14 protein-coding genes and 1 riboswitch are annotated in these 21189 nt (G+C 74.7%); of the genes, 6 read left to right on the forward strand and 8 right to left on the reverse strand.

What is annotated here, in order from left to right; all coding sequences use genetic code 11:
- Positions 1-12: 12 nt before the first annotated feature.
- Together BJP40_RS30475 and BJP40_RS30480 are read left to right on the forward strand one after the other, a co-directional pair.
- Positions 13-3609: a VWA domain-containing protein gene (locus BJP40_RS30475; RefSeq protein WP_079171596.1), complete on the forward strand. Its 3597-nt coding sequence runs from the start codon at positions 13-15 to the stop codon at positions 3607-3609.
- Positions 3606-5462, forward strand: a complete 1857-nt coding sequence (locus BJP40_RS30480; protein ID WP_071284058.1) for a hypothetical protein — start codon at positions 3606-3608, stop codon at positions 5460-5462. Before BJP40_RS30475 ends, BJP40_RS30480 begins: the two co-directional genes overlap by 4 nt.
- A gap of 203 nt (positions 5463-5665) precedes the next feature.
- Here BJP40_RS30480 and BJP40_RS30485 read toward each other — a convergent pair whose 3' ends face one another.
- Both BJP40_RS30485 and BJP40_RS30490 read right to left on the reverse strand, forming a co-directional pair.
- Positions 5666-6448, reverse strand: a complete 783-nt coding sequence (locus tag BJP40_RS30485) for a DUF72 domain-containing protein (RefSeq protein ID WP_071284060.1) — start codon at positions 6446-6448, stop codon at positions 5666-5668.
- Between the two features lie 106 nt (positions 6449-6554).
- The gene (locus tag BJP40_RS30490) at positions 6555-7316 is read right to left on the reverse strand and encodes a transglycosylase SLT domain-containing protein (RefSeq protein ID WP_071284063.1); all 762 of its coding nucleotides are present in this window, start codon (positions 7314-7316) and stop codon (positions 6555-6557) included.
- A 4-nt stretch (positions 7317-7320) separates the two neighbouring features.
- Positions 7321-7522, reverse strand: a riboswitch (cyclic di-AMP (ydaO/yuaA leader).
- 417 nt (positions 7523-7939) lie between these two features.
- Here BJP40_RS30490 and BJP40_RS30495 point away from each other — a divergent pair.
- From BJP40_RS30495 to BJP40_RS30510, 4 genes are all read left to right on the forward strand, one after another.
- A complete protein-coding gene (locus tag BJP40_RS30495; RefSeq protein ID WP_226962343.1) occupies positions 7940-9226 on the forward strand; it encodes a vanadium-dependent haloperoxidase in 1287 nt (428 codons plus the stop codon).
- Between the two features lie 622 nt (positions 9227-9848).
- Complete coding sequence (locus BJP40_RS30500) at positions 9849-10889, forward strand: lyase (protein WP_071284070.1); 1041 nt, start codon at positions 9849-9851, stop codon at positions 10887-10889.
- 43 nt (positions 10890-10932) lie between these two features.
- Positions 10933-12438, forward strand: a complete 1506-nt coding sequence (locus tag BJP40_RS30505) for a cytochrome P450 (protein WP_226962342.1) — start codon at positions 10933-10935, stop codon at positions 12436-12438.
- Between the two features lie 192 nt (positions 12439-12630).
- Positions 12631-15537 (forward strand): AAA family ATPase, encoded by a 2907-nt coding sequence (locus BJP40_RS30510; protein WP_071284073.1) that lies wholly within the window; start codon positions 12631-12633, stop codon positions 15535-15537.
- A 22-nt stretch (positions 15538-15559) separates the two neighbouring features.
- On the opposite strand, the gene BJP40_RS30515 is transcribed toward BJP40_RS30510, so the two are convergent.
- From BJP40_RS30515 to BJP40_RS30540, 6 genes are all read right to left on the reverse strand, one after another.
- Positions 15560-16396 (reverse strand): class I SAM-dependent methyltransferase, encoded by an 837-nt coding sequence (locus BJP40_RS30515; RefSeq protein WP_071284075.1) that lies wholly within the window; start codon positions 16394-16396, stop codon positions 15560-15562.
- A 190-nt stretch (positions 16397-16586) separates the two neighbouring features.
- A complete protein-coding gene (locus tag BJP40_RS30520; protein ID WP_071284078.1) occupies positions 16587-17408 on the reverse strand; it encodes a pentapeptide repeat-containing protein in 822 nt (273 codons plus the stop codon).
- Positions 17409-17516: 108 nt separating this feature from the next.
- Positions 17517-18113, reverse strand: coding sequence for an ATP/GTP-binding protein (locus tag BJP40_RS30525; protein ID WP_071284081.1), 597 nt, complete (start codon positions 18111-18113; stop codon positions 17517-17519).
- Positions 18100-18462, reverse strand: a complete 363-nt coding sequence (locus tag BJP40_RS30530; RefSeq protein WP_071264636.1) for a DUF742 domain-containing protein — start codon at positions 18460-18462, stop codon at positions 18100-18102. Before BJP40_RS30530 ends, BJP40_RS30525 begins: the two co-directional genes overlap by 14 nt.
- A complete protein-coding gene (locus BJP40_RS30535) occupies positions 18462-18863 on the reverse strand; it encodes a roadblock/LC7 domain-containing protein (RefSeq protein WP_071284084.1) in 402 nt (133 codons plus the stop codon). The genes BJP40_RS30530 and BJP40_RS30535 overlap by 1 nt, the downstream gene beginning before the upstream one ends.
- Entirely contained in the window at positions 18860-21166 is a 2307-nt protein-coding gene (locus tag BJP40_RS30540) for a nitrate- and nitrite sensing domain-containing protein (RefSeq protein ID WP_226962341.1), read from the reverse strand. The genes BJP40_RS30535 and BJP40_RS30540 overlap by 4 nt, the downstream gene beginning before the upstream one ends.
- Positions 21167-21189: the final 23 nt, after the last annotated feature.

The raw sequence follows: 21189 nt of genomic DNA on the forward strand, positions 1-21189 counted from the left end.
TCCGTGCACCACCTGACCCCGGACGAGGCGGCCGACGCCCTCACGGACCCGGCCGGACCGCACCTCATCGGCGTGCGCCACCACGCGCCCTCCCTGGCCGCCGTGATGCCCGCACTGCTCGACGAGGCGCGGCCCGACGTCCTGCTCGTCGAACTCCCGGCGGACCTCCAGGACTGGCTGCCGTGGCTCGCCCACGAGGACACCCGTGCCCCCGTCGCCCTGGCCGCCGCGCCGGGCGACGGGCACGACGGCTGCGCGTTCTACCCGTTCGCCGACTTCTCACCCGAACTCGTCGCCGTCCGCTGGGCCGCCCGCCACGGACTGCCCGTCACCGCGTGCGACCTGCCGCTGTCCGACCCGGCGTGGCGCTCCCGCGACCCGGCACCCTCGACCACCACCGGACCGGACCCCGGCACCGGACCCCGACTGCACGCCGCCCTGCGCAGCCGCGCCACCGGCCGGCCCGGCGACGACCTGTGGGACCGGCTGGTGGAGGCCGCCGCCCCCGGCTCACCCCCCGAGGCGCTGCGCCGCGCCGCCCTCCTCACCGGCTGGGCGCTGCGCCGGGACGCCGCCGCCTCGGGCGGCGTACCCGCGCTCGACCTCGTACGGGAGCGGTGGATGCGCTCCGCGGTGGCACGCGCCACCGCGCAAGGCGCCCGCGCAGCCGTCGTCGTCGGCGCCTTCCACGCGCCCGCCCTGCTGCCCGGGCGTCGGGGCGACGCCCCCGACGGGCCCGCCGCAGCCGCCCCCGAGGAGCCGCCGGCCGGGACCGCGGGGGCACACCGGGAATGGACCACCTCCCTCATCCCCTACACCTACGCCCTCCTCGACGAGCGCTCCGGCTACCCGGCCGGCATCCGGGACCCCGAATGGCAGCACCTCGTCCTGGAGGCCGCGGGCGACCCGGCCGCAACGGAGGACGCACTGACCCGGGCGGCCGTACGGATCTGCGCGGAACTGCGCGGCCTCGGCCACCCCGCGGGCCCCGCCGACGCACGCGAGATCGCCCGGCTCGCCGGAGACCTCGCCCGACTGCGGGCCCTCCCCGCCCCGGGCCGCGGAGAACTCGTCGAGGCGGTGCAGACCGTCCTCGCCCAGGGCGACACCCACGGCCGGGGCCGGGTCGTCGCCCAGGCGATGGAACGCGTCCTCGTCGGCGCCCGCAGCGGACGCCCCGCCCCCGGCGCGCCCCGCTGCGGCCTCGCACCCGCCGTCGAGTCCGAGCTCGCCGCCCTGGGCCTCCCCGGACCCGACGCGGCGGGCGCCGACGCCCGCGACGTGCGCCTCGACCCGCTGCGCTCCGACCGAGACCGCCGCCGCGAACTGCTGCTGCGCCGACTGGCCGTCTGCGGCGTGCCCTACGCGCAGGAGAGGGACGTGTCCGGGACCGGCGGCGCGGACGCCCTCACCTCCCGGTGGGAGCTGCGCTGGACCCCCGCGACCGCCGCCGTGCTCACCGCGGCCGGAACGCGCGGAGTCACGGCAGCCCAGGCCGCCGAAGGAACCCTCCGCGAGCACCGGCGCGGTGAGGAGGCGCAGGGCGGATCGACGGCCGCCCAGTGCCTGCACGGTCTGGAGCAGGCCGCGCTCTGCGGACTGCCCGACCTCACCGGCGAACGGCTCACCGAAGCCGCGGACACGCTGCCCGCAACCGGGACCCTGCCCGAACTGCTCACCGGTCTCGCCCTGGTGGACCGGCTGCGCGCCGGTCACTTCCCCGGGCTCCAGGCCGACGAGGACCGTACCGCCCGGGCCGCCGACGCGGCGGACCGGCTCACCGCAGCCGCGGTGCGGCAGGTCGACGGGCTCACCGGCTCCGAGGACCCCGCCGACGCCCGGGCCCTGCTCGCCCTCGCCCACCGCGCCGACCGCGACGGCGGGATCCGGCTCACCAACGCCCTCGCCCGACTCGCCGCCGACGGCTCGCCCCTCATGCGCGGCGCCGCAGGTGCCGTCAGGGTGCTGCTCGGCCAGGAATCGGCCGACGCGTTCGGCGGCCGCGTGGCCTCCTGGGTGGACGCCGCCCGCGACCCGGAGTCCCGCGCCGCCCTGACGGCGCGTCTCACCGGACTGCTGACCGTCGCGGGCCCCCTCCTCGAAGCGGCCACCCCGGCCCTGGAGCCCCTCCTCGACCGGCTGTCCGCGCTGCCCGACGGGGACTTCCTCGACCGGCTCCCCGCCCTGCGCGGCGGCTTCGACACCCTGAGCCCGGCCGCCCGCGGCCGCCTCCTCGCCGCGGTGGAGGAGCGCCTCGGCACCGGCGGCCTCGCCGACACCGGCGGCGCCGACCCGGCGGCCCTCGCCCTCTGGACCCGCGCCGACCTCGCGGCCCGCGCCCGCCTCGACCACCTCGGCCTGCTCCCGCCCACCAGCCGCACCACCCCGGCACCCTCCACCGGCACGGCCGCCCCGGGACCCGCGGCACAGACCGACGGCACCACCCCCGGGCCGGCCGGCACCACACCCCCGCCCGCCGGCCCGGCGGACCGGCACCGCCTGGCCCCCGCCGACCGGTGGAGGCTCCTGCTGGGGCGTCGCGGCGACCGGCTGCCGGCGCCCGCCGCCGCACTGGCCACCGCGCTCGACGAGCTGTACGGCACCGGACGCGGCGAAGGCAGCCGCGGAGAGCTCCCCGGCCCCGGCCCCGGAGCCGGCGGCGGCCGCGAGGTGCCGTACCCCACGGTGCGGGAGTGGTCGAGGGAGCTGGCGGCGCTGTTCGGACCCGGCATCCGCGAGGAGGTGCTGGCGGCCGCCGCCGCGGCGGGCCGCGCCGACGTGCTCGCCGAACTGGACCCCGGCAGCGTACGGCCCTCCGTGGACCTGCTCCGCACCGTGCTGCGGCACGCGGGGGGCCTCCCCGAGGCCCGGCTCGCCGCGCTGCGCCCCCTCGTCCGGCGCCTCGTGGACGAGCTGACGCGCGAGCTCGCCACGCGGCTGCGCCCCGCCCTGCACGGCGCGCCCCTGCCGCGGCCCTCCCGGCGGCCGGGCGGCGGCCTGGACCTGGCGCGCACCCTGCGGGCCAACCTCACCACCGCGCGCCGCGGTCCCGACGGGCGCGTGCTGGTCGTACCGGAGCGTCCGGTCTTCCGCACCCGCGCCCGACGCTCGGCGGACTGGCGCCTGATCCTCGTCACCGACGTGTCCGGATCCATGGAGGCGTCCACCGTGTGGGCCGCCCTCACCGCCTCCGTCCTGGCCGGGGTGCCGACCCTGTCGACGCACTTCCTGGCGTTCTCCACCGAGGTCGTCGACCTCACCGACCACGTCGAGGACCCCCTGTCCCTGCTGCTGGAGGTCAGCGTGGGCGGCGGCACGCACATCGCCGCCGGGCTCCGGCACGCCCGCGAGCTCGTGACCGTGCCGAGCCGCACCCTTGTGGTCGTGGTCAGCGACTTCGAGGAGGGCTATCCCCTGGGCGGGCTCCTCGCCGAGGTGCGCGCCCTCGTCGGCGCCGGCTGCCACGTGCTGGGCTGCGCCAGCCTCGACGACGCGGGCCGCCCCCGCTACTCGACCGGTGTCGCGTCGCGGCTGGTCGCCGCGGGCATGCCGGTCGCCGCCCTCAGTCCGCTCGAACTCGCCCGCTGGATAGGGGAGAAGACCACATGACCACGCAGCTTCCTCCCGTCGCCCCCGGCGTGACGGCCGGACTCGTCGCGGCCCTCTCGCCCCGGCTGCGCAAACGGCTGGACACGGGAGTGGCCAAGCTCGCGGGCCGCCCAGCGGTCCGCGACGGTGACACCGTGCGGATCGCCCTCGACGACACCACCGAACTGCTCCTCCACGTCCGGGACGGTGCGGTGACCAGCGCGGACGCGATCCGTTGCGGCTGCCTGCTGGCCCCGGACTGCCTGCACCGGGCCACGGTGGCGTCGGCCGCTCCCATCGCCCTGGAGGAGCCCGGGGGCCCCGACGGACCTGCACCCGCAGAACAGACCGGGCCGGCCCCCGGCGAAGCGCCCGGACCGGCCCCGGCGGACACGCCCGCGCCCCCGGCCACCGACACCCCCACCGCCCCGGGTGCCTCCTCCACACCACCGCACCCCACCGCCGACGCGGCCGCACCGGACCAGTGCGCCGCGTCCGCGGAGCTGTTCCGGGCGGCGGCCGCCGTACTGGAAGCAGGCACCGACGGAACCGGCGCCGTGCTCCAGGCGGAACTGCTGCGCGCCGCGCACGGAGCGCGCCTCGCGGGGCTGCCCCGGGCCGCGGCGGCAGCGGTGTCCACCGTCAGCCGGGTGCGGGCCGCCCGGGCCGCCGAACCGGCCCACCGCCTCGCGGATCTCGTCACCGACCTGCGTGACCTGCTGCTCACCGCCTGGCGCCTGCCGCACGTCACAGGGCCCGAACTCGCCGCGCTGCGCGGCACGGCACGGCAGACGTACACCGCCGACGGCTCCCTGCGCCTGTACGGGCTCTTCTCCGAGCCGGTCCTCACGGCCGGCGGAAACGCCGGCGCCGTGACGTGGACCGCCGATGGCGGGGGGCGCCGGTACACGGTGTCCGACATCGCCCCGGGCGGCCCCGCCCGTGCCACCGGCGCGGCCGACCGCGCCGTACGGATGGGGGACACGGCCCTCACCCACCGGGAGCTGTCCCGGGCGGGGCTCGCCGTGTCCGGCGCGACGGTGTCCCCGACCGGTCGCCTCGGCGCGGGGGCGGGGGTACGGGCGGTGCGGGCCGCGGGCGCGGGCTGGCACGAGGAACCCCTGGACCGGTTGTGGGGCGTCCCTCCGGCAGAGCAGGCCGAGCGGGCGCTGGCGGGCGGCGACGACCTGCTGTTCCTCGACGTCACGCTGCTCGGGGCGGTCCGCGAGGCGGTGGGGGACTGCCTGCTGGCGGACTGCGGCGGGTTGACGGTCCGCCTGACGGCCGCCCACGACCATCCGGGCCTGCCGTACCGGGACAACCTGCGGCTGCTCGCGGCGGCGCCGGGGCTCCGGCTGCGCACCGTCGCCCGTCTCGACCCCGCACCGCACGCCCGCGCCCGGCTCCTGGCGGTCAGCCATCCGACCGACCCCGCGGCCCGGGTCGACCTGGGTCTCGACCGCCTCCGCCGCGCCGACCTGCCGGCCACCGTAACCGCCCCGGCGGGACCGGCCGCGTCCTGCACGCCGGACCCCGCACAGGCCCCGCTCCACGTCCTGCGGCGCCGCCTCCACCAGGTGGTGGCCGGTGGGCGCCGGGTCCTCACCTCGGCAAAGGACGCGGCAGCCGACGCACGCCGGCTGCGGGGGTGCGGACTGGCCACGGCCGCCGACCTGGTCGACGGACTCCACGCGGCCGCCGCGGACCGTTCCCGCGACGTGTTCGGCCGCCTCCTGCCCGCGGACGGCGAGAGGTTCGCGCGTACCTGGCTCGGCGCCGCCGTCCACGCGGACGCGGTCGACCGGTCCCTGTGCGCCGCGGCCTGGGGTGCCGGGATACCGCTGACCGTGAGGCCGCCGGCCGACCCGCGGTAACGGGCGGCTTCGCGGAGTCCACGGGGCGCACCGTCCGTCTGCGGGGAAACCCGACAGCGGCCGTGCCGCGCGCCCACCCCTCGGGTGCTGCACCCGCAGCGAGCCGACCTGCGCCGGCCTCCGGATTCCGGCCCGCCGGCCCGAAGGCCGGGTCACGGAACCCTGCCGCGCCTGGCACGTGCCGGACCGGCCGTCCCGGGCCCCTACGCCGGTGCGGGACCCGGCGGCAGCCTTCCGGGAGTACGGGTCACCCGAAGCCCGGCTGCCCCCGCGGCGAGGGCGAAGGCGGCGGCGTCCCGCACGGCGGCGGCGTTCGGGTCGTTGTTGAAGTACGCGTACACGTCTTCACCGCCGCTCCAGGCGTCGGCTACACGCCGCGCCCACGTGGCGAGGGAGCGCCGGCCGTAGCGGGGCCAGGGTGCGGCCCGGCCGACGTGGAAGCGCACGTAGCCCCAGCCGGCCGTGCGCCACAGCGGGGACACCGGTCGGGCCTCCACGTCCGCCCAGCACAGGGCCGCGGAGCGGAACGCCAGTACGTCGCGGACCTCGGCGGTCCACCAGGACGGGTGGCGCGGCTCCACGGCCACACGGACGCCGGCCGGGAACCGGGCGAGGCACGCGTCGAGCAGATCGGGGTCGGCCCGCAGGGTGGGCGGCAGCTGGAGCAGTACCGGACCGAGCCGGTCGCCGAGACCGGCGGCACGGCTCATCAGCCGCTCCACCGGCTCCTCCGGTTCCCGCAGCCGTTTGATGTGGGTGAGGAACCGGCTGGCCTTGACCGCCACGACGAAGTCCTCGGGGGTGCGATCCCGCCACGCCGCGAACGTCTCCCACGCCGGCAGCCGGTAGAACGCGTTGTTGACCTCGACCGTCGAGAAGGCGGCCGCGTACTCCTCCAGCCACCGCCGCTGAGGCGTCCCTGCCGGGTAGAGGACGCCGCGCCAGTCCTCGTACTGCCACCCGGACGTGCCGATGAGAACGGTCACCCTCTCATCAGAACACGCCCGGGGCGATAAGGGACTATCGGTTCGTACCGCCGAGACCAGCCCATGTCTGCCATATGGGCTGGCTCTGGTCGTACTCTTCGACCGGTCAGTACGGTCCGAAGACGTTGTCGATGGAGCCGTACCGCGCGGCGGCGTAGTTGCACGCGGCGGTGATGTTGGCGACCGGGTCGTACGGGTCCAGCGACGTGCCGGGCACGTGGTAGGCGCGGAACGTGGGGTCGATGACCTGGAGGAGACCCTTCGACGGGGTGCCGGCCGCGGCGTTGGAGTCCCAGTTGTTGATGGCGAGCGGATTGCCGGAGGACTCCCGCATGATGTTGCGGTGGATTCCCTCGTACGAACCGGGGATGCCGTGCTGCGCCATGACGTCGAGCGATTCCCTGATCCAGCCGTCCAGGTTGTTCGCGTAGGCCTTCACGGGTGCGGCGGCGACCTTGGCCGCCATCGGGGCCCGCGCGGTGCTCCGGGAGGCGCGCTCGGTCGTGTCGCTCTTGCCCGGAAGGGAGAGCTCAAGACCGGGGCGGATCAGTGACGGATCGTCACCGATGGCCTTCTTGTTCTTCTCGTAGAGCGCCTTCCAGCCGCCGCTCACGGAGTGCTCTTCCGCGATGCCGAAAAGCGTGTCGCCGTTGATGACGGAGTACGTGGCGGTGGACTTCGCCGCAGCTGCGGGGGCAGCGGACACGGCCTTTTCGACCGCAATGGACGGGGCCGAGACGGGGGCCGCGAGAGCGGGGGCGGCCGCGGTCAAAGGCAGAGCCAAGGCGGCCCCTCCAGTGCTCGCGATCGCGAAGCCGCGCGCAATGCGGAGGTTCTTGGGGCGACGGTGCTTACCCTTTGCGGGCATGGCGTATTCCTCTCCGGCGCCTGCGAGGTGAGCTGTCGGGTTCGGACTGGAGTTGCCCGGCCGCGGACGTGCCGCGACTTCACCCCGAGCCGTTGCGGATCACGGTCCCGACCGGATCCGCACGGCGACTTACCTGGGTCCCCCGCTCCTGCCGTACGTGGGTGGATGTGGAGCCGGAAGGCGGCAGGATTCGGCGGACCCTCCGGATGGACGGTGACCGTAGACGAGAGCGGCGGCGCGAAACAAGGCCGGAAATTCCGCGGTGAAGATCCGTTTGCCGCCGAAGGTCGCCGAATTCCGCGTCGTATGGCGGATGCGGGCATCCGTTCACCTGGCGGCCCGTGACTCTTGTCACGGAACTTGCGCCGCCCGTATCGCGTCGCCGTGAACAACCAAGGCGCAGCAAAGCCTCTCACCTGCGCTTATTGAGGCCATATCGGACTTAAGGTCCAAAGTGGGTCGGATAGGTGGACGGCTCCGTCCGGGTGGTGCGGCCCCTCGAACGGCCCCCGGTAACGGCCACCCCGGTTGCGCTCCCTCCAGCACCGCGGAGGGTGATTCCGATAGCCCGAAACGGAAAAAGGCCGCAAGAAACTCCAGAAATCAGGGAAAGGGCAGAAAAAGTGCATCGCACCTCGGCTCGGATACGCTCCCGCACCGCCGCCTCGCTCATGGGCGCCACCCTGCTCGCCCTGGCGCCGATGCTCGCCCACCCCCCGGACTCGGCCGCCGCCGCAGGCGACCCGCCCCCCGCCCCACGCGCGGTGATCGTCACGTGGGCGCGCCTGGCCGCTGACACCAGCGACCCGGGAGGACGCCTGACCGCCCCCGAGGAAGCCCTCTGGCAGGGCCTGGTCTCCGCGGCCATGTACAACGCCGTCGTCGGCGTCGAGGGCCGCTACGAACCCTACAAGTGGCGGGTGCGCGGCCCCCGCGGCGCCTCGGCAGAGGCCGCCGCCGCGACCGCCGCGCACGACGTGCTCCTCCACTACTTCCCCGCGGCCGCGGGGAAGCTGAAGGCCGCCCACACCGCCTCCCTGGCCGCCGTTCCCGACGGGAGGGCCGAGGACCGGGGTGTCGAGTTCGGCCACCGCGCGGCTCGGCACGTGATCGGGCTCCGGCCCGAGGTCGTGCGCGGGGCGGAGCCGGTCTACCCCGCCGTTCCCGGCTCCTGGCGGCCCACTCCGCCGGCGCGGGAACCGTTCGCCAGCGCCTGGCTCGGCCGGCTGCGGCCGCTCCTGCTCGACCGCGCCGACCAGTTCCGCCCACCGCCGCCGCCCGCGCTCACCTCGGCGCTCTACACGGCCGACTTCGCGGAGGTGAAGGCCTACGGCCCCAGGACCGGATCGCGCCGCAGTCCCCAGCAGACCGCCACGGCCCTGTTCTTCACCAGGCTCGACATCCAGGGTGCGCTCGCCGACCGGGCCGAGCGGCTCGGTCTCGACCTCGTCGACACCGCCCGCCTGTACGCCGCCGTCAACACCGTCCAGGCCGACGCCGTGATCGCCGCATGGGAGTCCAAGCTGCACTACGGCAGCTGGCGGCCCGTCACGGCGATCCGCGAGGCGGACACCGACGGCAACCCGCACACCGCGCCCGACCCCGCGTGGGAGCCCCTGCTGAAGACGCCTGCCCACCCCGACTACCTCAGCGGCCACACCACCACCGCCGGGGCGCTGACCCGGACCCTCACGCTCCTGTCCGGCAGTCCACGCATGGACCTGACCATCTCCTCAGTCACCGCGGGCAAGACGCGGCACTACACCTATGCGCGGGACTACGACCAGGACGTGGTCGACGCCCGTGTCTGGGCCGGCATCCACACCCGTACCGCCGACCTCGCCGGCACCGCGACGGGCCGCAAGGTCGCGGCATGGGCCCTCGCCCGCTACTTCCGACCACTCCCGTAACAGCAGCCCTGCGGGTGCCGCCCCCGGGGCGGCACCCGCACGCCGTGCCGGGCAGTCGGCGCGCACGCCGTGTCGGGCTGTGGGCCTGCACGCCGTGTCGGGCAGTCGGCCCGCGTCGGGCCGTGGAGGATGAAGGGCTCCTCCGGGCCCTGCACGTCGCCGAGTGCCGCGCCCCGCCCCCGTCGAACCACTCCGCGGGGCCATTGGCGCGCCCCTGCCCCGCGGGGGACGGGTCGTCAGTCTTCGGCAGGAGCGCACGACGGCCGCCCCCGCGCCCGCCGGCGGGGTACCGACGGCGACGGCCCCGCCCGGCGTGGGCCGCCGGGCCCGGAGCCGCGCCGCGGCCCGCGTCCACCCGCCCGAGCCCCTCGTACCGCTCAGGGATTGAGCGACGCGAAAACCCTCCGCGCATATGCCCTCTCGAAATCCATGTGGCACTTGCGGGAATCCAAGCGGTAGCGTCGCGTCCGATTATATTGACAGGCTGCTCCGGGCTGCGGGTTAATGGAAGCGAATGGCCGCAATCCGCCCTTCGCTGTGTTCGCAGGGTGGGCAAAGCGAGCGCTGTGTGGCCGGAGTGAGCGGGGAATGGCGGATCGGATTTCCTCCGGAGGGAGACCAAATGCCCCATCTCGACTCTTTCACGATTCCGGAATTTCATCTTCCCTTTGAGAACACCAAGGACCCGGGCGCGGAGCGGGCCAATGCGGAGGCGACGGACTGGGTGGTGCAGGGGGGCCTCGTCGAGGAGGCCGCGGAGGAGTTCGCAGGGATCGGCTTCGGCCACCTGTCGGCCCGGGTCGCGTACGGCGCCGCGTACGACGACCTCGTCCTGCTGGCGCAGTGGATGGCCTGGTCCTTCGTCCTGGACGACCAGCACGACCTGCTCATCCGGGACGGCAGCGTCGACGACTGGCGCCCCGTCGCCGCCGCGATCAACGGCTATGTGGTGGACGGGCGGGCCGACCGCATCCCGAAGGCCGCCCGGAACCCCCTGGTCGACGGCTTCATCGAGCTGTGCGACCGCATCCTCGACCGCCTGCCGCCCCTGCTGCGCGCGCGCTACCGCGCCCACGTCCCGCTCATGCTGGGTTCCCTGGACCAGGAGGCGCACAACCGCAGGCCCGGCTACCGGCCCCCGGTCGCCGACTACGTGCTGACCCGGCGTCACAGCTCCCAGCTGCTGCCCATGATGGACATGGTGGAGGGCTTCCTCGGCATCGAGGTGCCCGCGGCGGTCCACGACCACCCCGAGGTGCAGGAGCTCGGCTGGAGCGCGATCGACGTCATCTCCTGGGGCAACGACGTGTTCTCCCTGCCCAAGGAGTACTCCTGCGGCGACACCAACAACCTGGCCGCGCTCCTCGCCGCGTGGCAGGGCTGGTCGCTGCCGCAGGCGGTGAGGGCGGTGGAGGAGCGCATCGAGGCCCGCGTGGAGGACTTCCTCGCGGGGGCCCGCAGGATCCCCGCCGTGCTGGACGAGCTCGGCGTGACGGACCCGCAGGCGCGGACGGCCGCGGTCCGTCGCGTACGCGCCTACGAGGACTGGATGGTCGGCTCCGACCTGTGGCAGCGCTACGACTGCACCCGCTACTGCGACGAGCGTTTCGCGGCGGGCCTGGAGGCGGCCTACACCCGCCCGGGGCTCGTCTCGGCGGCGTGACCGACACGGCGCCATGACGGACACCGCGAGGAGGAGCACCTTCGTGAAGCACGACCACCGGCACGCCCGGACCGGGACGGCCGGAGCACCCGGGGCCGCCGGGTCACCCGAGGCGGCCGGGGCGGCCGGGGCGCCGGCCCCGGCCGCCCCGGGCGGCCTGCCCGTCCTCGGGCACGCCCTACAGCTGTGGCGCCGCCCCATCGCGTTCCTGGAGTCCCTGCGCGCGGTGGGCGACGTCGTGCGGGTCGATGTGGGCACCTGGCCGCTGCACGTCCTCACCAGCCCGGAACTGGTCCACACCGTCCTGGTCGGCGAGGCACAGCACTTCGGCCGCGGCCGGATCTTCGAGAAGATGCGCCCGCTGTTCGGCAACGGCCTCGCCACCACCGACGGGGCGTTCCACCGCAGGCAGCGCCGCATCATGCAGCCCGCCTTCCACCGCTCGCACATCATGGAGCACGCCGAGCGGATGTGCCGCCAGGCGGACGGGATGGCGGCGTCCTGGGCGGACGGACGCAGGGTCGCAGTCGACGAGGAGCTGCGGCGGTTCACGCTGTCCGCCGTCGCCGACATGATGTTCTCCGGCGAGGTGGGCGGGCGCGCCGTCGCGGAGGTGCACCGCTCCTTCCCGATCATCCTGGAGGGCATGCTCGTCCGGACGCTGATGCCGAAGGCCCTGGACCGGCTGCCCATCCCGCTGAACCGCCGCTTCGACGCCGCCGCGACCCGGCTCCGGGCAATCATCGACGAGGTCATCGCGGCGTACGGCTCCGAGACGGCGTACGGTCCCGAGACGGCGTACGGCTCCGGAGGGGAGGACGGCTCCGGAGCGGGGACGGCCGGCGCCGCAACCCGCGGTGCCGGGCCGGGCGGCGGCCGGCACGACCTGCTGTCGTTGCTGATGGCCGCGGCCGACCCGGAGACCGGCGAGACGATGAGCGCCGAGCAGTTGCGGGACGAGCTGATCACGATCCTCTTCGGCGGTACCGAGACCGCTGCCACCACCCTGGCGTGGGTCTTCCACGAACTCGCCCGCCATCCCGAGGCGGAGCAGAAGGTCCACGCGGAGGTGGACGCGGTCCTCGGCGGCCGTCGGGTCCGCGCCGACGACCTCCCCCGGCTCACGTACACGGCCAACGTGCTCCACGAGACGCTGCGGATGCACTCGGCGCTGGTCTTCACCAGGAAGGTGCTCACCCCGGTCACCCTGGGCGGCGTTCCCGTTCCCGCCGGCGCGGAGCTGGCCTACAGCCCGTACGCGCTGCACCGTGATCCCGGCTACTTCAAGGACCCCGCGGTCTTCGACCCGGACCGGTGGTCGACCGCCGACCCGGCGCGCCCCGCGCGGCTCAGCGGATTCCTCCCGTTCGGTGCCGGCCAGCACAAGTGCATCGGCGATTCCTTCGCGATGGCGGAAATGCTCGTCGTCGTCGCGAGCGTGGCTGCCCGCTGGCGGCTCGTGCCGGTGCCGGGTGTGGAGGTGCGGGAAATCCCCGCAGGAATCCCCATGCCGCATGCGCTGCCCATGATTCCGCATGCAAGGAAGTGACGGAGAAAGGCGGCAGTACGACCGTTTCGGATCGAACCGGAGCGCACTATAAGCGACCTGGCATGCAGGTGTCAGCGGAGGATACACGGTTGCGCTCGTACGAGTGGCGATGTTCCCGGGAAACGGCTCCCGAGCCGCTTTCCGGTGCCCCCCTGGGCCTACACTCGGCCGGACGTGTTGGAGGGGGCAAGGATGACAGAGGCCACGGCACCCCGGGGCAGCGGCGAACCGCTCCTCGAACGAGAATCCGAACTGCTCGCGATCCAGCGTGCCCTGGACGCACTGTGCGGGACCCGGACCGACGGGGCACCCGCACGCCGCGGTGGCCTGCTCGCCTTCACGGGTCCCGCCGGATCGGGCAAGACCACCCTGGTCAACGAGCTCCGCCACCGCGCGGCGGAACGAGGCTGCACCGTGCTCTTCGCCCGCGGCGGAGAGCACGAGAAGCAGGTGCCGTTCCGCGTGATGCGGCACCTCGTGCAGCCGCTCCTCGCGCCCATGAACGAGGCCGAGAGCCGCGAGGTGCTCGGCACCTGGTACACCATCGTGGCGCCCGCGATCGGTCTGGACGCGCCGGCCGGCGACGACTACCCCGACCCCCAGGGCGTCCGGGACGGCCTCGACTGGGTCGTCACCCGGCTCGCGGTGCGCAACAACCGCCCCCTCGTCCTCGTCCTCGACGACGCCCACTGGGCCGACAGCGAGTCCCTCGCCTGGCTCACCGCCTTCGCCACGCGGGCCGAGGAACTCGCCATGCTCATCGTGGTCGCCTGCCGCCCGGACGAACTCCTGCCGGACGCCGCCGCCCTGCAGGACCTGACGGAACGCCACGCCGCCAGGCCCCACGAACTGGCACCGCTCACGTCCGGCGCCGTCGCGATGCTCGTGAGGTCGTTCCTCGGCGAGGACGCGGACGAGGTCTTCTGCCGAGAGCTGTGGGCCATCACCGCGGGCAGCCCCTTCGAGGTCGTCGAACTGCTGCAGAAGAGCAGGGAACGCGGCCTCAAGGCCCACGAGGACGCCCTCGTCGAACTCCGTGACCTCGCCTCCGCGGTCAAGGGGAGCGGCCTCATCGACCGGCTGGAGCAGTTCGGTCCCTCGACGGTCCGGGTGGCCTGGGCCGCCGCGATCCTCGGCAGCGGCGGCATCCCGATGAAGCTGCTCGGCACCGTCTCCGCGTTCGGCGAGGCACAGGCGGCCGCGGCCGTCGAGGAACTGGAGGGCGCCCGCCTCCTCACCGCCGTCACCAGCATCCACCGCGAGCGCGTGGTCGAGTTCAACCATCCCCTCATCGCCAACGCGGTGTACGGCGCGATGCCGCCCGGCGTCCGCGTCGCCATGCACGGCGTGGCCGCACGCGCCCTCGTCGACGCCGGGTACGGGCCGAGCGAAGCGGCCCGCCACCTGCTGGAGACCCACCCGGAAGGCGATCCCTGGGTCGTCCGCACCCTGCGCCAGGCCGCCCGCGACAGCTTCAGCTCCGGCGCGCCCGAGCCCGCACGCCGCTACCTGGGCCGCGCCCTGCGCGAACCGCCGGACATGGAGGAGCGCGCCGAGGTGCTCTTCGAACTCGGCTCGGCCAATCTGCCGCACGAGCCCGCCACCACCGTCAACCAGCTGCGGGCCGCACTGGAGGAACCCAAGATCGGGCAGCCCCTGCGCGAGGCCATCACCTACCGCCTCGCGCAGGCCCTGGTCCACTCCGGCCGGATGGAGCGGGCCGTCGAACTCCTGGAGGAGGCAGCCCAGGGCACCACCAACTCCCGCACCCGACTGCGCATGCAGGCGGAGCAGTTCAAGTGGAACTCCGTCCGCGTCGACGAGCCGGACGCGCCCGCCCGCTCCCGCCGCCTCGCCCGCTTCGCGGAACGGCTCACCGGCCGCGGCCCCGCCGAGCGGCTCATCCTCGGCATGCGGGCCTGGGACGCCGTGCTGCGCGGCGAACCGGCCACCGAGGCCCTGCACTACGCCGAGGAGGCCCTCACCGGCGGCATGACCTGGATCGACCAGGACTTCGGCTTCGAGGTGCCGGCCGGAGTGGCGCTCGTCCTCATGTACTGCGACCAACCCGGCCGCGCGGAGGAGCTGTTCAACGCCGGCATCGCGGAGTTCGAGGCCAGGGGCTGGCGCGGTGCCCATCTGTCCTTCGCCTACACCCTCTTCGGTTACCTCCGCTACCGGCGCGGCCGGCTCTCCGAGGCCGAGGACTTCGTCCGCAGGGGCCTGGAGATCGCCGACCGCGTCGGACAGGGCATCCCCGCCCAGCGGTACGCGGTCGGCATCCTCGTCGAGACCCTCCTCGCCCGGGGCCGCGTCGGCGAGGCGCAGGGCGTCGCCGACCGCTACGGCATCGACCGGTGGCGGCCCGACTCCGTCGTCTACCCCGATCCGCAGGCCGTCCACGGCCGGCTCCTCGCCGCCCAGGGCCGGCTGGAGGAAGCCGAGCGCCAGCTGTCCGCGGCAGGAGCACGGCTGGACCGCCGCGGATCCCGCAACCCCGCCTGGAGCCCGTGGCAGCTCGACCTCGCACTCGTCCAGACCGCCGCGGGCCGCGGCGACACCGCCCGGGCCACGGCGGACGAAGCCCTCGCCCGGGCCAGGGCGTTCGGTACCGCCGGCATCGTCGGGCACGCCCTGCGCGTCTGCGCCGCGGCCGCCGCCGATCCCGGCCGCGCCATCGAACTGCTGGAACAGGCCGTCGCCCACCTGGAACAGTCGCCCGCCGCGTACGAACTCGCTTACGCGCTCGTCGACCACGGGACCGTGCTGCGGACCCTCGGCCGCATGGACCAGGCCGCGCTCCAGCTCTACCGCGGTCTGGAGACCGCCGTGACCTGCGGCGCCGAACCCCTCGTCGCCCGCGCCAGGGAGCAGCTCGCCGCGGCCGGTCTCCGACCGCGGCGCCCCCAGGCCACCGGCGGCGACACGCTGACGGCGCCCGAGGCGACCGCCGCCCGGCACGCCGCCGACGGACTCGACAACCCGGCCATCGCCGCCGTGATGCGCCTGCCGGAACACACCGTCTGCGAACTGCTGTCCGGGGTGTTCGCCAAACTCGGCACCGACCGCGTCGGTCTCGGGCGGGCCCTCACCCGGTGAACCGCGCCCGGGCCGGCCGCCGTCAGTGCGCCCGGCCCGGTTCCGGCTGCCGTTCGGCCTCCGGCGCCAGGTGCGTGACCCGCAGCTTCGACTGACCGTGCGGCAGCCGCTCCCAGTCCTCCATGAACCGCGCCTCCAGGCCGTGCCGTCGCGCCAGCCGCACCAGGGTCTGCGTGCGGTAGTAGAAGTCCTCACGCAGCACGTGGTGCTCGGCCCCCTCCGTGCGGTCGAAGGTGAAGTCGAAGAAGCCGCCCGGCGCCAGCACCCGCCCCACATGCGCCAGGCACTCGTCGATCACCTCCAGCGGCGAGTGCGAGAACACGCTGTGCGCGTGCACCACGGTGAACCAGCCGTCCGGCAGGAACTCCAGCCGGAGGTCGTCCACCGGGGTCAGGTACGGCATCTTGTCCTGGAGCCCGTAGCGGACCAGGGTCTTCTTCGCCTCCATCAGGATGTCCGGCGAGATGTCGATGCCGTAGTAGTGGCCGGGCTCCAGATGCCGGATGAACCGCCAGCCCGCACGGAGATTGCCGCAGCCGATCTCCAGCATCCGGTCCTGGGGCCGCAGCCCGTGGCCGACCAGGTAGTCGAACTGCATGCGGCCGATCTCCAGCCAGCGCTCCGCCGACGGGTTGCCGCCCACGGCCGCCTCCGGACTGCGCGCCGTGTCGCTCGCCATCACCGCCCTGTAGTACGCCACATGGCTCCCGCGGTGTTTCAGACCCAGCCACACGTCGCGCGCGGCCCGCCGTGCGTACGGCAGGACCCGGCCCGGATGCCGCAGCGCGTACCGCACCCGGTAGCCCGCACGTGAACGGTTCCGCGCCACCCGCGCCTCGGGCTGTCCCGCTCCCGGCATGGCAGTCTCCCTGCTCCCGACCTCGTAAGACGCCCTCACCGTGCACCCGGGACCTCGGAAGGTCCCGCCGTGGCGCGGAAGCAGGGCCCGACGGCACCCGCACGGGGGTGCACCGGTACTCCGTTCGCGTGCCGACGCCCACCGGCTCCCGGGCCCCGCCGGCGTTCCCGTGCCGCTCCCGGCGCGGCTGCTACCAGTGGGACGGGCGGCGCAGCGTCGCCGGCAGCCGCGTGGCGCCGTCACCCCGCGCCCCGTCCACCTGGGCCTGCGTCACGAACAGCGCCCCCCGCAGGTCCGCCCCGGCCAGCCGCGCGTCCCGCAGGTCCGCGCCCAGCAGGTCCGCGTCCCGCAGGTCCGCCCCCGTCAGGTCGGCGCCGATCAGGTACGCCCCCCGCAGGCTCGCGCCCCGCAGCTTCGCGCCCCGCAGCCGCGCCCCCATCAGGTCGGCGCCCCGGTGGTCCCCGCGGCGCCCCGGCACCGACGCCCGCGCCAGCTCACTGGCCCGCCCCAGCAGGGCGCCCACGCAGGCCCGCTCGGCAGCCACATCCACCGCGAGCACCGCGTCGGCGTCGCCCAGGGTCAGCGCCTCGATCCGGTCGTGGACGCGGTGCAGCTCCGCGCGGACCGGGCCGGCCGCCGCCAGGTCCAGGGCCTCGGCGGCGTACCGCAGCAGCTCCTGTAGCTGGCGCATCACGGGGAACACCGCGTACATCCGCCGTGCCGAGTCCGGCTCCTCGTGCCGGCCGCGGCCGCCGAAGGTCACCTGGGACACCTTCTGGCCCGCGCCGAAGCAGTCGTACACCGTGCAGCCCGGGTATCCGCTCTCCCGGAGCCGGTCGTGGATGCCGCACCGGTAGTCGTCCCGCAGGTGACCGCACGGCGTTCCCGCCGGCTTGTCGGCGGCGAAGTCGGCGGACCGGGAGAAGGGCAGCGCCACACAGCACAGGCCGAAGCAGCTGCCGCAGTCGGCGCGGAGGTCGGGGCGGTCGGCGTGCGGCGGGTGCGGCGACAAGGCGGCTGTGCTCCTGTGCGGGGCGTACGGGCGGGAAGCCGCGCACCGGACGGGCGGGCGCACGACAGCCCCATTGTCCCCGCCGCCCCGCCGAAGAGGCCGCCGGGCTCAGGAGGGCGCCGCGTCCCGGGTCTTCGCGATCACCCGGTCGAGCAGGGCCAGGAGCACGTCCCGGACGTCCGGGCGGTCCCGTGCGTCCAGCATCAGCACAGGGGTCTGCGGGTCGCGCAGCCGCAGCGCGCCCCTGATCTCGTCCGCCGTGTAGGCCTGCTCCCCGTGGAAGCAGTTCGCGCCGACCACGAACGGCAGGCCCCGGCTCTCGAAGAAGTCCACCGCGGCGAAGCTGCGGTCCAGGCGACGGGTGTCCACCAGGACCACGGCCCCGAGGGCGCCGTTCAGCAGGTCGTCCCACATGAACCAGAAGCGCTCCTGGCCGGGTGTGCCGAAGAGGTACAGCACCACGCCCGCGTCGTCCAGCGTGATCCGGCCGAAGTCCATCGCCACGGTCGTCGACGCCTTGGCCTCGATGCCGTCGAGGTCGTCGACGCCGACGCCCGCGGCGGTCAGCCGCTCCTCCGTGCGCAGCGGCTCGATCTCCGAGACCGTCTCGACCAGGGTCGTCTTGCCGACCCCGAAGCCCCCCGCGACGAGGAGCTTGACGGGCGTCGGTTCCTGGCAGGCGTATCCGGGGTCATATCCGGGCAAGGTTGTCCCTGATTCTCATGAGCAGGTGGACGTTGGTGGTCTCGGCGCCCTCCAGCGGGGGCCGGTGGTGGACGAGCCCGCGGTCCGCGAGCTCACCGAGCAGCAGCGCCATCGGGGTCAGCCGCATGCCCATGCGCGCCGCCAGTTCCGCGACCGCGCGGCCGCCCGGCGCGGGGCACAGGTCCAGGACGGCCCGCCACTCGCTGGGCAGGCCCTCGCGGGCCCCCGCGTCGGCCGCCGCCGTGATGGTGGTGTCCATGCCGAGGGCCGTCCGTGGCGCCGCCGTACGGCCGTCGGTCAGCGCGTACAAGCGGGTCCGGCGGGCGGGGCGCCGCGGCTCCTGCGGCATTACGAGGCGGGGGACTGGACGCGGTCGGGCGTGCCCAGCCACTCGCCGAGCGCCTGCGCGGTCCGCACCGCCTCGCCGCCCAGTTCGCCGAGCCGGGCCTTGCGGTTGGTGACGACGATGAGGGTGCTGCCCTCGCCGCAGCCCACGATGCACAGGTAGCGGTCGTCCATCTCGACGAGCTGGCGGATCACCCGGCCGCCGTCGATCTCGCGGGAGATCGCCCGCATCGTGGCGGCGATGCCCGAGGAGGCGGCGGCGATGCGTTCCGCCTGGGGGCGGTCCAGCAGGTAGGCGCTGAGTTTGATGCCGTCGTTGGACAGCAGGACGGCGCCCTGGATGCCGGCGATCCGGCTCAGGTTGTTGTCCAGGACGCTGTAGATCATGTCGTTCGCTGTGGTCATCGCTGATCCTGTCGGAGTTCCTCTTCGGCTTTCCTGGTGCCGTCTTCGTACGCCGCCCAGGCGTCGGCCACCTCCTCGGGGGTGGCGGTGTCCGGGCCGTCGACGGGGACGGGTGTTCCGGTCCTGAGCTGTTCGGCCATGTGCGTCTGCGGGACGCGCTCCGGCAGCGGCGGGCGGGCGGCGGCGCCCTGCGGCGGGCGCCGCAGGAGGGTGGAGGCCGCCGGGACGGGCCGCTCGGGCACCATGCGCAGCACGGCAGCCCCCGTCGGTTGCGGCTCGGTCTCCGGGTCCGGTGCGGGTGAGGGCGCGGGCACGGCGGGTGCCGGTGGCGTGACCCCGGTGCCCCGGGCCGCGTCCGCCCCGCTCTCCACCAGCAACCGGCCCGGGAGGACCACCACGGCGGAGGTGCCCCCGAACACCGACCGGCGGAGCGTGACCGTGGCCTCCAACTGGTCGGCGAGGTGCCCGACCACGAACAGTCCCAGGCGGTGGGCGTTCTCGGCCAGCACCGCGTACGGCGGCGCCGAGTGCAGCCGGGCGTTCATCTCCGCGTACCGCTCCGCGGAGACGCGCGGCCCGCGGTCCTCCACCTCGACCGACAGGCCGTCGGCCACCCGCTCCGCCCGGATGACGACCCGGGAGCGGGGCGGCGAGAACCGTGTGGCGTTGTCCAGGAGCTCCGCCAGCAGGTGGCTGACCTGGCTGATGACCCGCGCCTCCACGGCGACCTCGTCCAGTGCCTGCCGGTCGATGCGGCGGAAGTCCTCCACCTCGGCGGCGGCCTCCCGCAGCAGGTCCGCCACGCGCATCGGCTCGGTGTGGGGGTCCTGGATCTCCCCGCCCGCGAGGATCAGCAGGTTCTCGATCTGCCGCCGCATGCCGACGGTCAGCTGGTCGGCCCGCATGAGCTGCGCGAGCAGCGCCTCGTCGGAACCGAACGCGTCCTGAAGGTCCTCGGTCAGGGTGAGCTGGCGGCTGACGAGGTTGCCGGTGCGGGAGGCGATGCCGGCGGCGAACATCCCGAACCCGTGCCGTTCCGCCGCCAACTGCCGGTGCCCCTCGACCGAGACGGCGACCACCCGGGCGAAGGCGTCGCTGATCCTGCCCACCTCGTCCCGCTCCCCGCGCACGGCGGGCAGCAGCTCCTCGTCGACGGGACGGCCCTGCTGCAGCCTGTCCACGACGTCCGGCAGGGTCTCCTCGGCGACGGTCACCGTGCGGTCGTGCAGCAGGCGCAGCCGCCGCAGCACCGACCGGGTCGTGGCCGCCACGACCAGCACCACCAGCACCAGTGCCCCGCCGCTCAGGGAGACCAGCCACAGCACGCCGGTCTCCAGGTCCTCGGCCTTGGCGTCGGCCCCGGCCAGGAGTCCCTGGATGCGGGACCTGTTCAGGGCGTCCACGTCGGCCGACCAGGTGCCGTGCGCGACCTGCCAGCGCGTGACGTCGGCCGGCAGCCGCACCCGGTGCGAGTCGAGCCGGTGGTCCGTGAGGACGTGGTCCTCGATGCGGGTCTTCGCCTGCCAGGCGGGGGAACCCGCCAGGGCGGCGTACCTGCCGCTGTCCTCGGGCGGCAGGTACGGGACGATCCACCGGTCGAACAGGTGGCGGTGCGCTCCGACCGCGTTGACGAACTCGGCGAACCGCGCGGCGCTCAACTCCCGTGAGGGCCCGGCCAGGGCGATGGCGGTGTCCTCCTGGGCGAGCATCTCGGACGCCGAGAAGAGGGTGACGACGACCTGGCTCTCCTGGGTGAGGCCGGTGTCCTCGGTGTGGCCGAAGGCGTCCTGGTAGAAGCGGATGGTCTGGCTGATGACGCCCGTGTAGAACGCCACCGTGCTGTCGGGGCCGCCGATCCGGGCGTCGGCGCGCTCCCGGTGGGCCAGCAGTTCGTCCAGGCCCTCCAGGATCTCCTGGAGGCGGCGCTCCGCCTGCTCGGATCCGGCCGCGTGCGCGGCCGTCGCCTGCCGGAACGCCTCCGCGGCCCGGTCGGTGGCGCCGCGCCGGGTGAGCAGGGACTGGTCGGACACCGACAGGCCGGCCCAGGCGCCCGCGGTGGCCACGCGCTCCGCCTGGAGTTCGGTGAGCAGTTCGTAGAGCGGCAGACCGATGCGCTCCCCGGCGGCGACGTCCGCGCGCAGGTGCTCGGACTGCTCCAGGAGCCGCTGAGCGGTCACGGTGACCTGGGTGGCCATCGCCCCCGTGGGGACGATGGCGAGCAGGACGAGCAGTGTGCGCAGGCGCAGCCTGCGGCGCCGGCGCCGAGGGGACGGCGGCGGGCCGGGCGCGCCTTCGGGTTCCATGGGAGACAACATCGGCCCTCGGG

The organism is Streptomyces sp. CC53 (assembly GCF_001865245.1).
GTDB lineage: Bacteria > Actinomycetota > Actinomycetes > Streptomycetales > Streptomycetaceae > Streptomyces.

Excerpts from the sequence above, each read along its gene's own strand:
- BJP40_RS30480 (WP_071284058.1), top strand. The coding sequence starts at position 3,606 with ATGACCACGCAGCTTCCTCCCGTCGCCCCCGGCGTGACGGCCGGACTC.
- BJP40_RS30490 (WP_071284063.1), bottom strand. The coding sequence starts at position 7,316 with ATGCCCGCAAAGGGTAAGCACCGTCGCCCCAAGAACCTCCGCATTGCG.
- BJP40_RS30500 (WP_071284070.1), top strand. The coding sequence starts at position 9,849 with ATGCCCCATCTCGACTCTTTCACGATTCCGGAATTTCATCTTCCCTTT.
- BJP40_RS30510 (WP_071284073.1), top strand. The coding sequence starts at position 12,631 with ATGACAGAGGCCACGGCACCCCGGGGCAGCGGCGAACCGCTCCTCGAA.
- BJP40_RS30515 (WP_071284075.1), bottom strand. The coding sequence starts at position 16,396 with ATGCCGGGAGCGGGACAGCCCGAGGCGCGGGTGGCGCGGAACCGTTCA.
- BJP40_RS30530 (WP_071264636.1), bottom strand. The coding sequence starts at position 18,462 with ATGCCGCAGGAGCCGCGGCGCCCCGCCCGCCGGACCCGCTTGTACGCG.
- BJP40_RS30535 (WP_071284084.1), bottom strand. The coding sequence starts at position 18,863 with ATGACCACAGCGAACGACATGATCTACAGCGTCCTGGACAACAACCTG.
- BJP40_RS30540 (WP_226962341.1), bottom strand. The coding sequence starts at position 21,166 with ATGGAACCCGAAGGCGCGCCCGGCCCGCCGCCGTCCCCTCGGCGCCGG.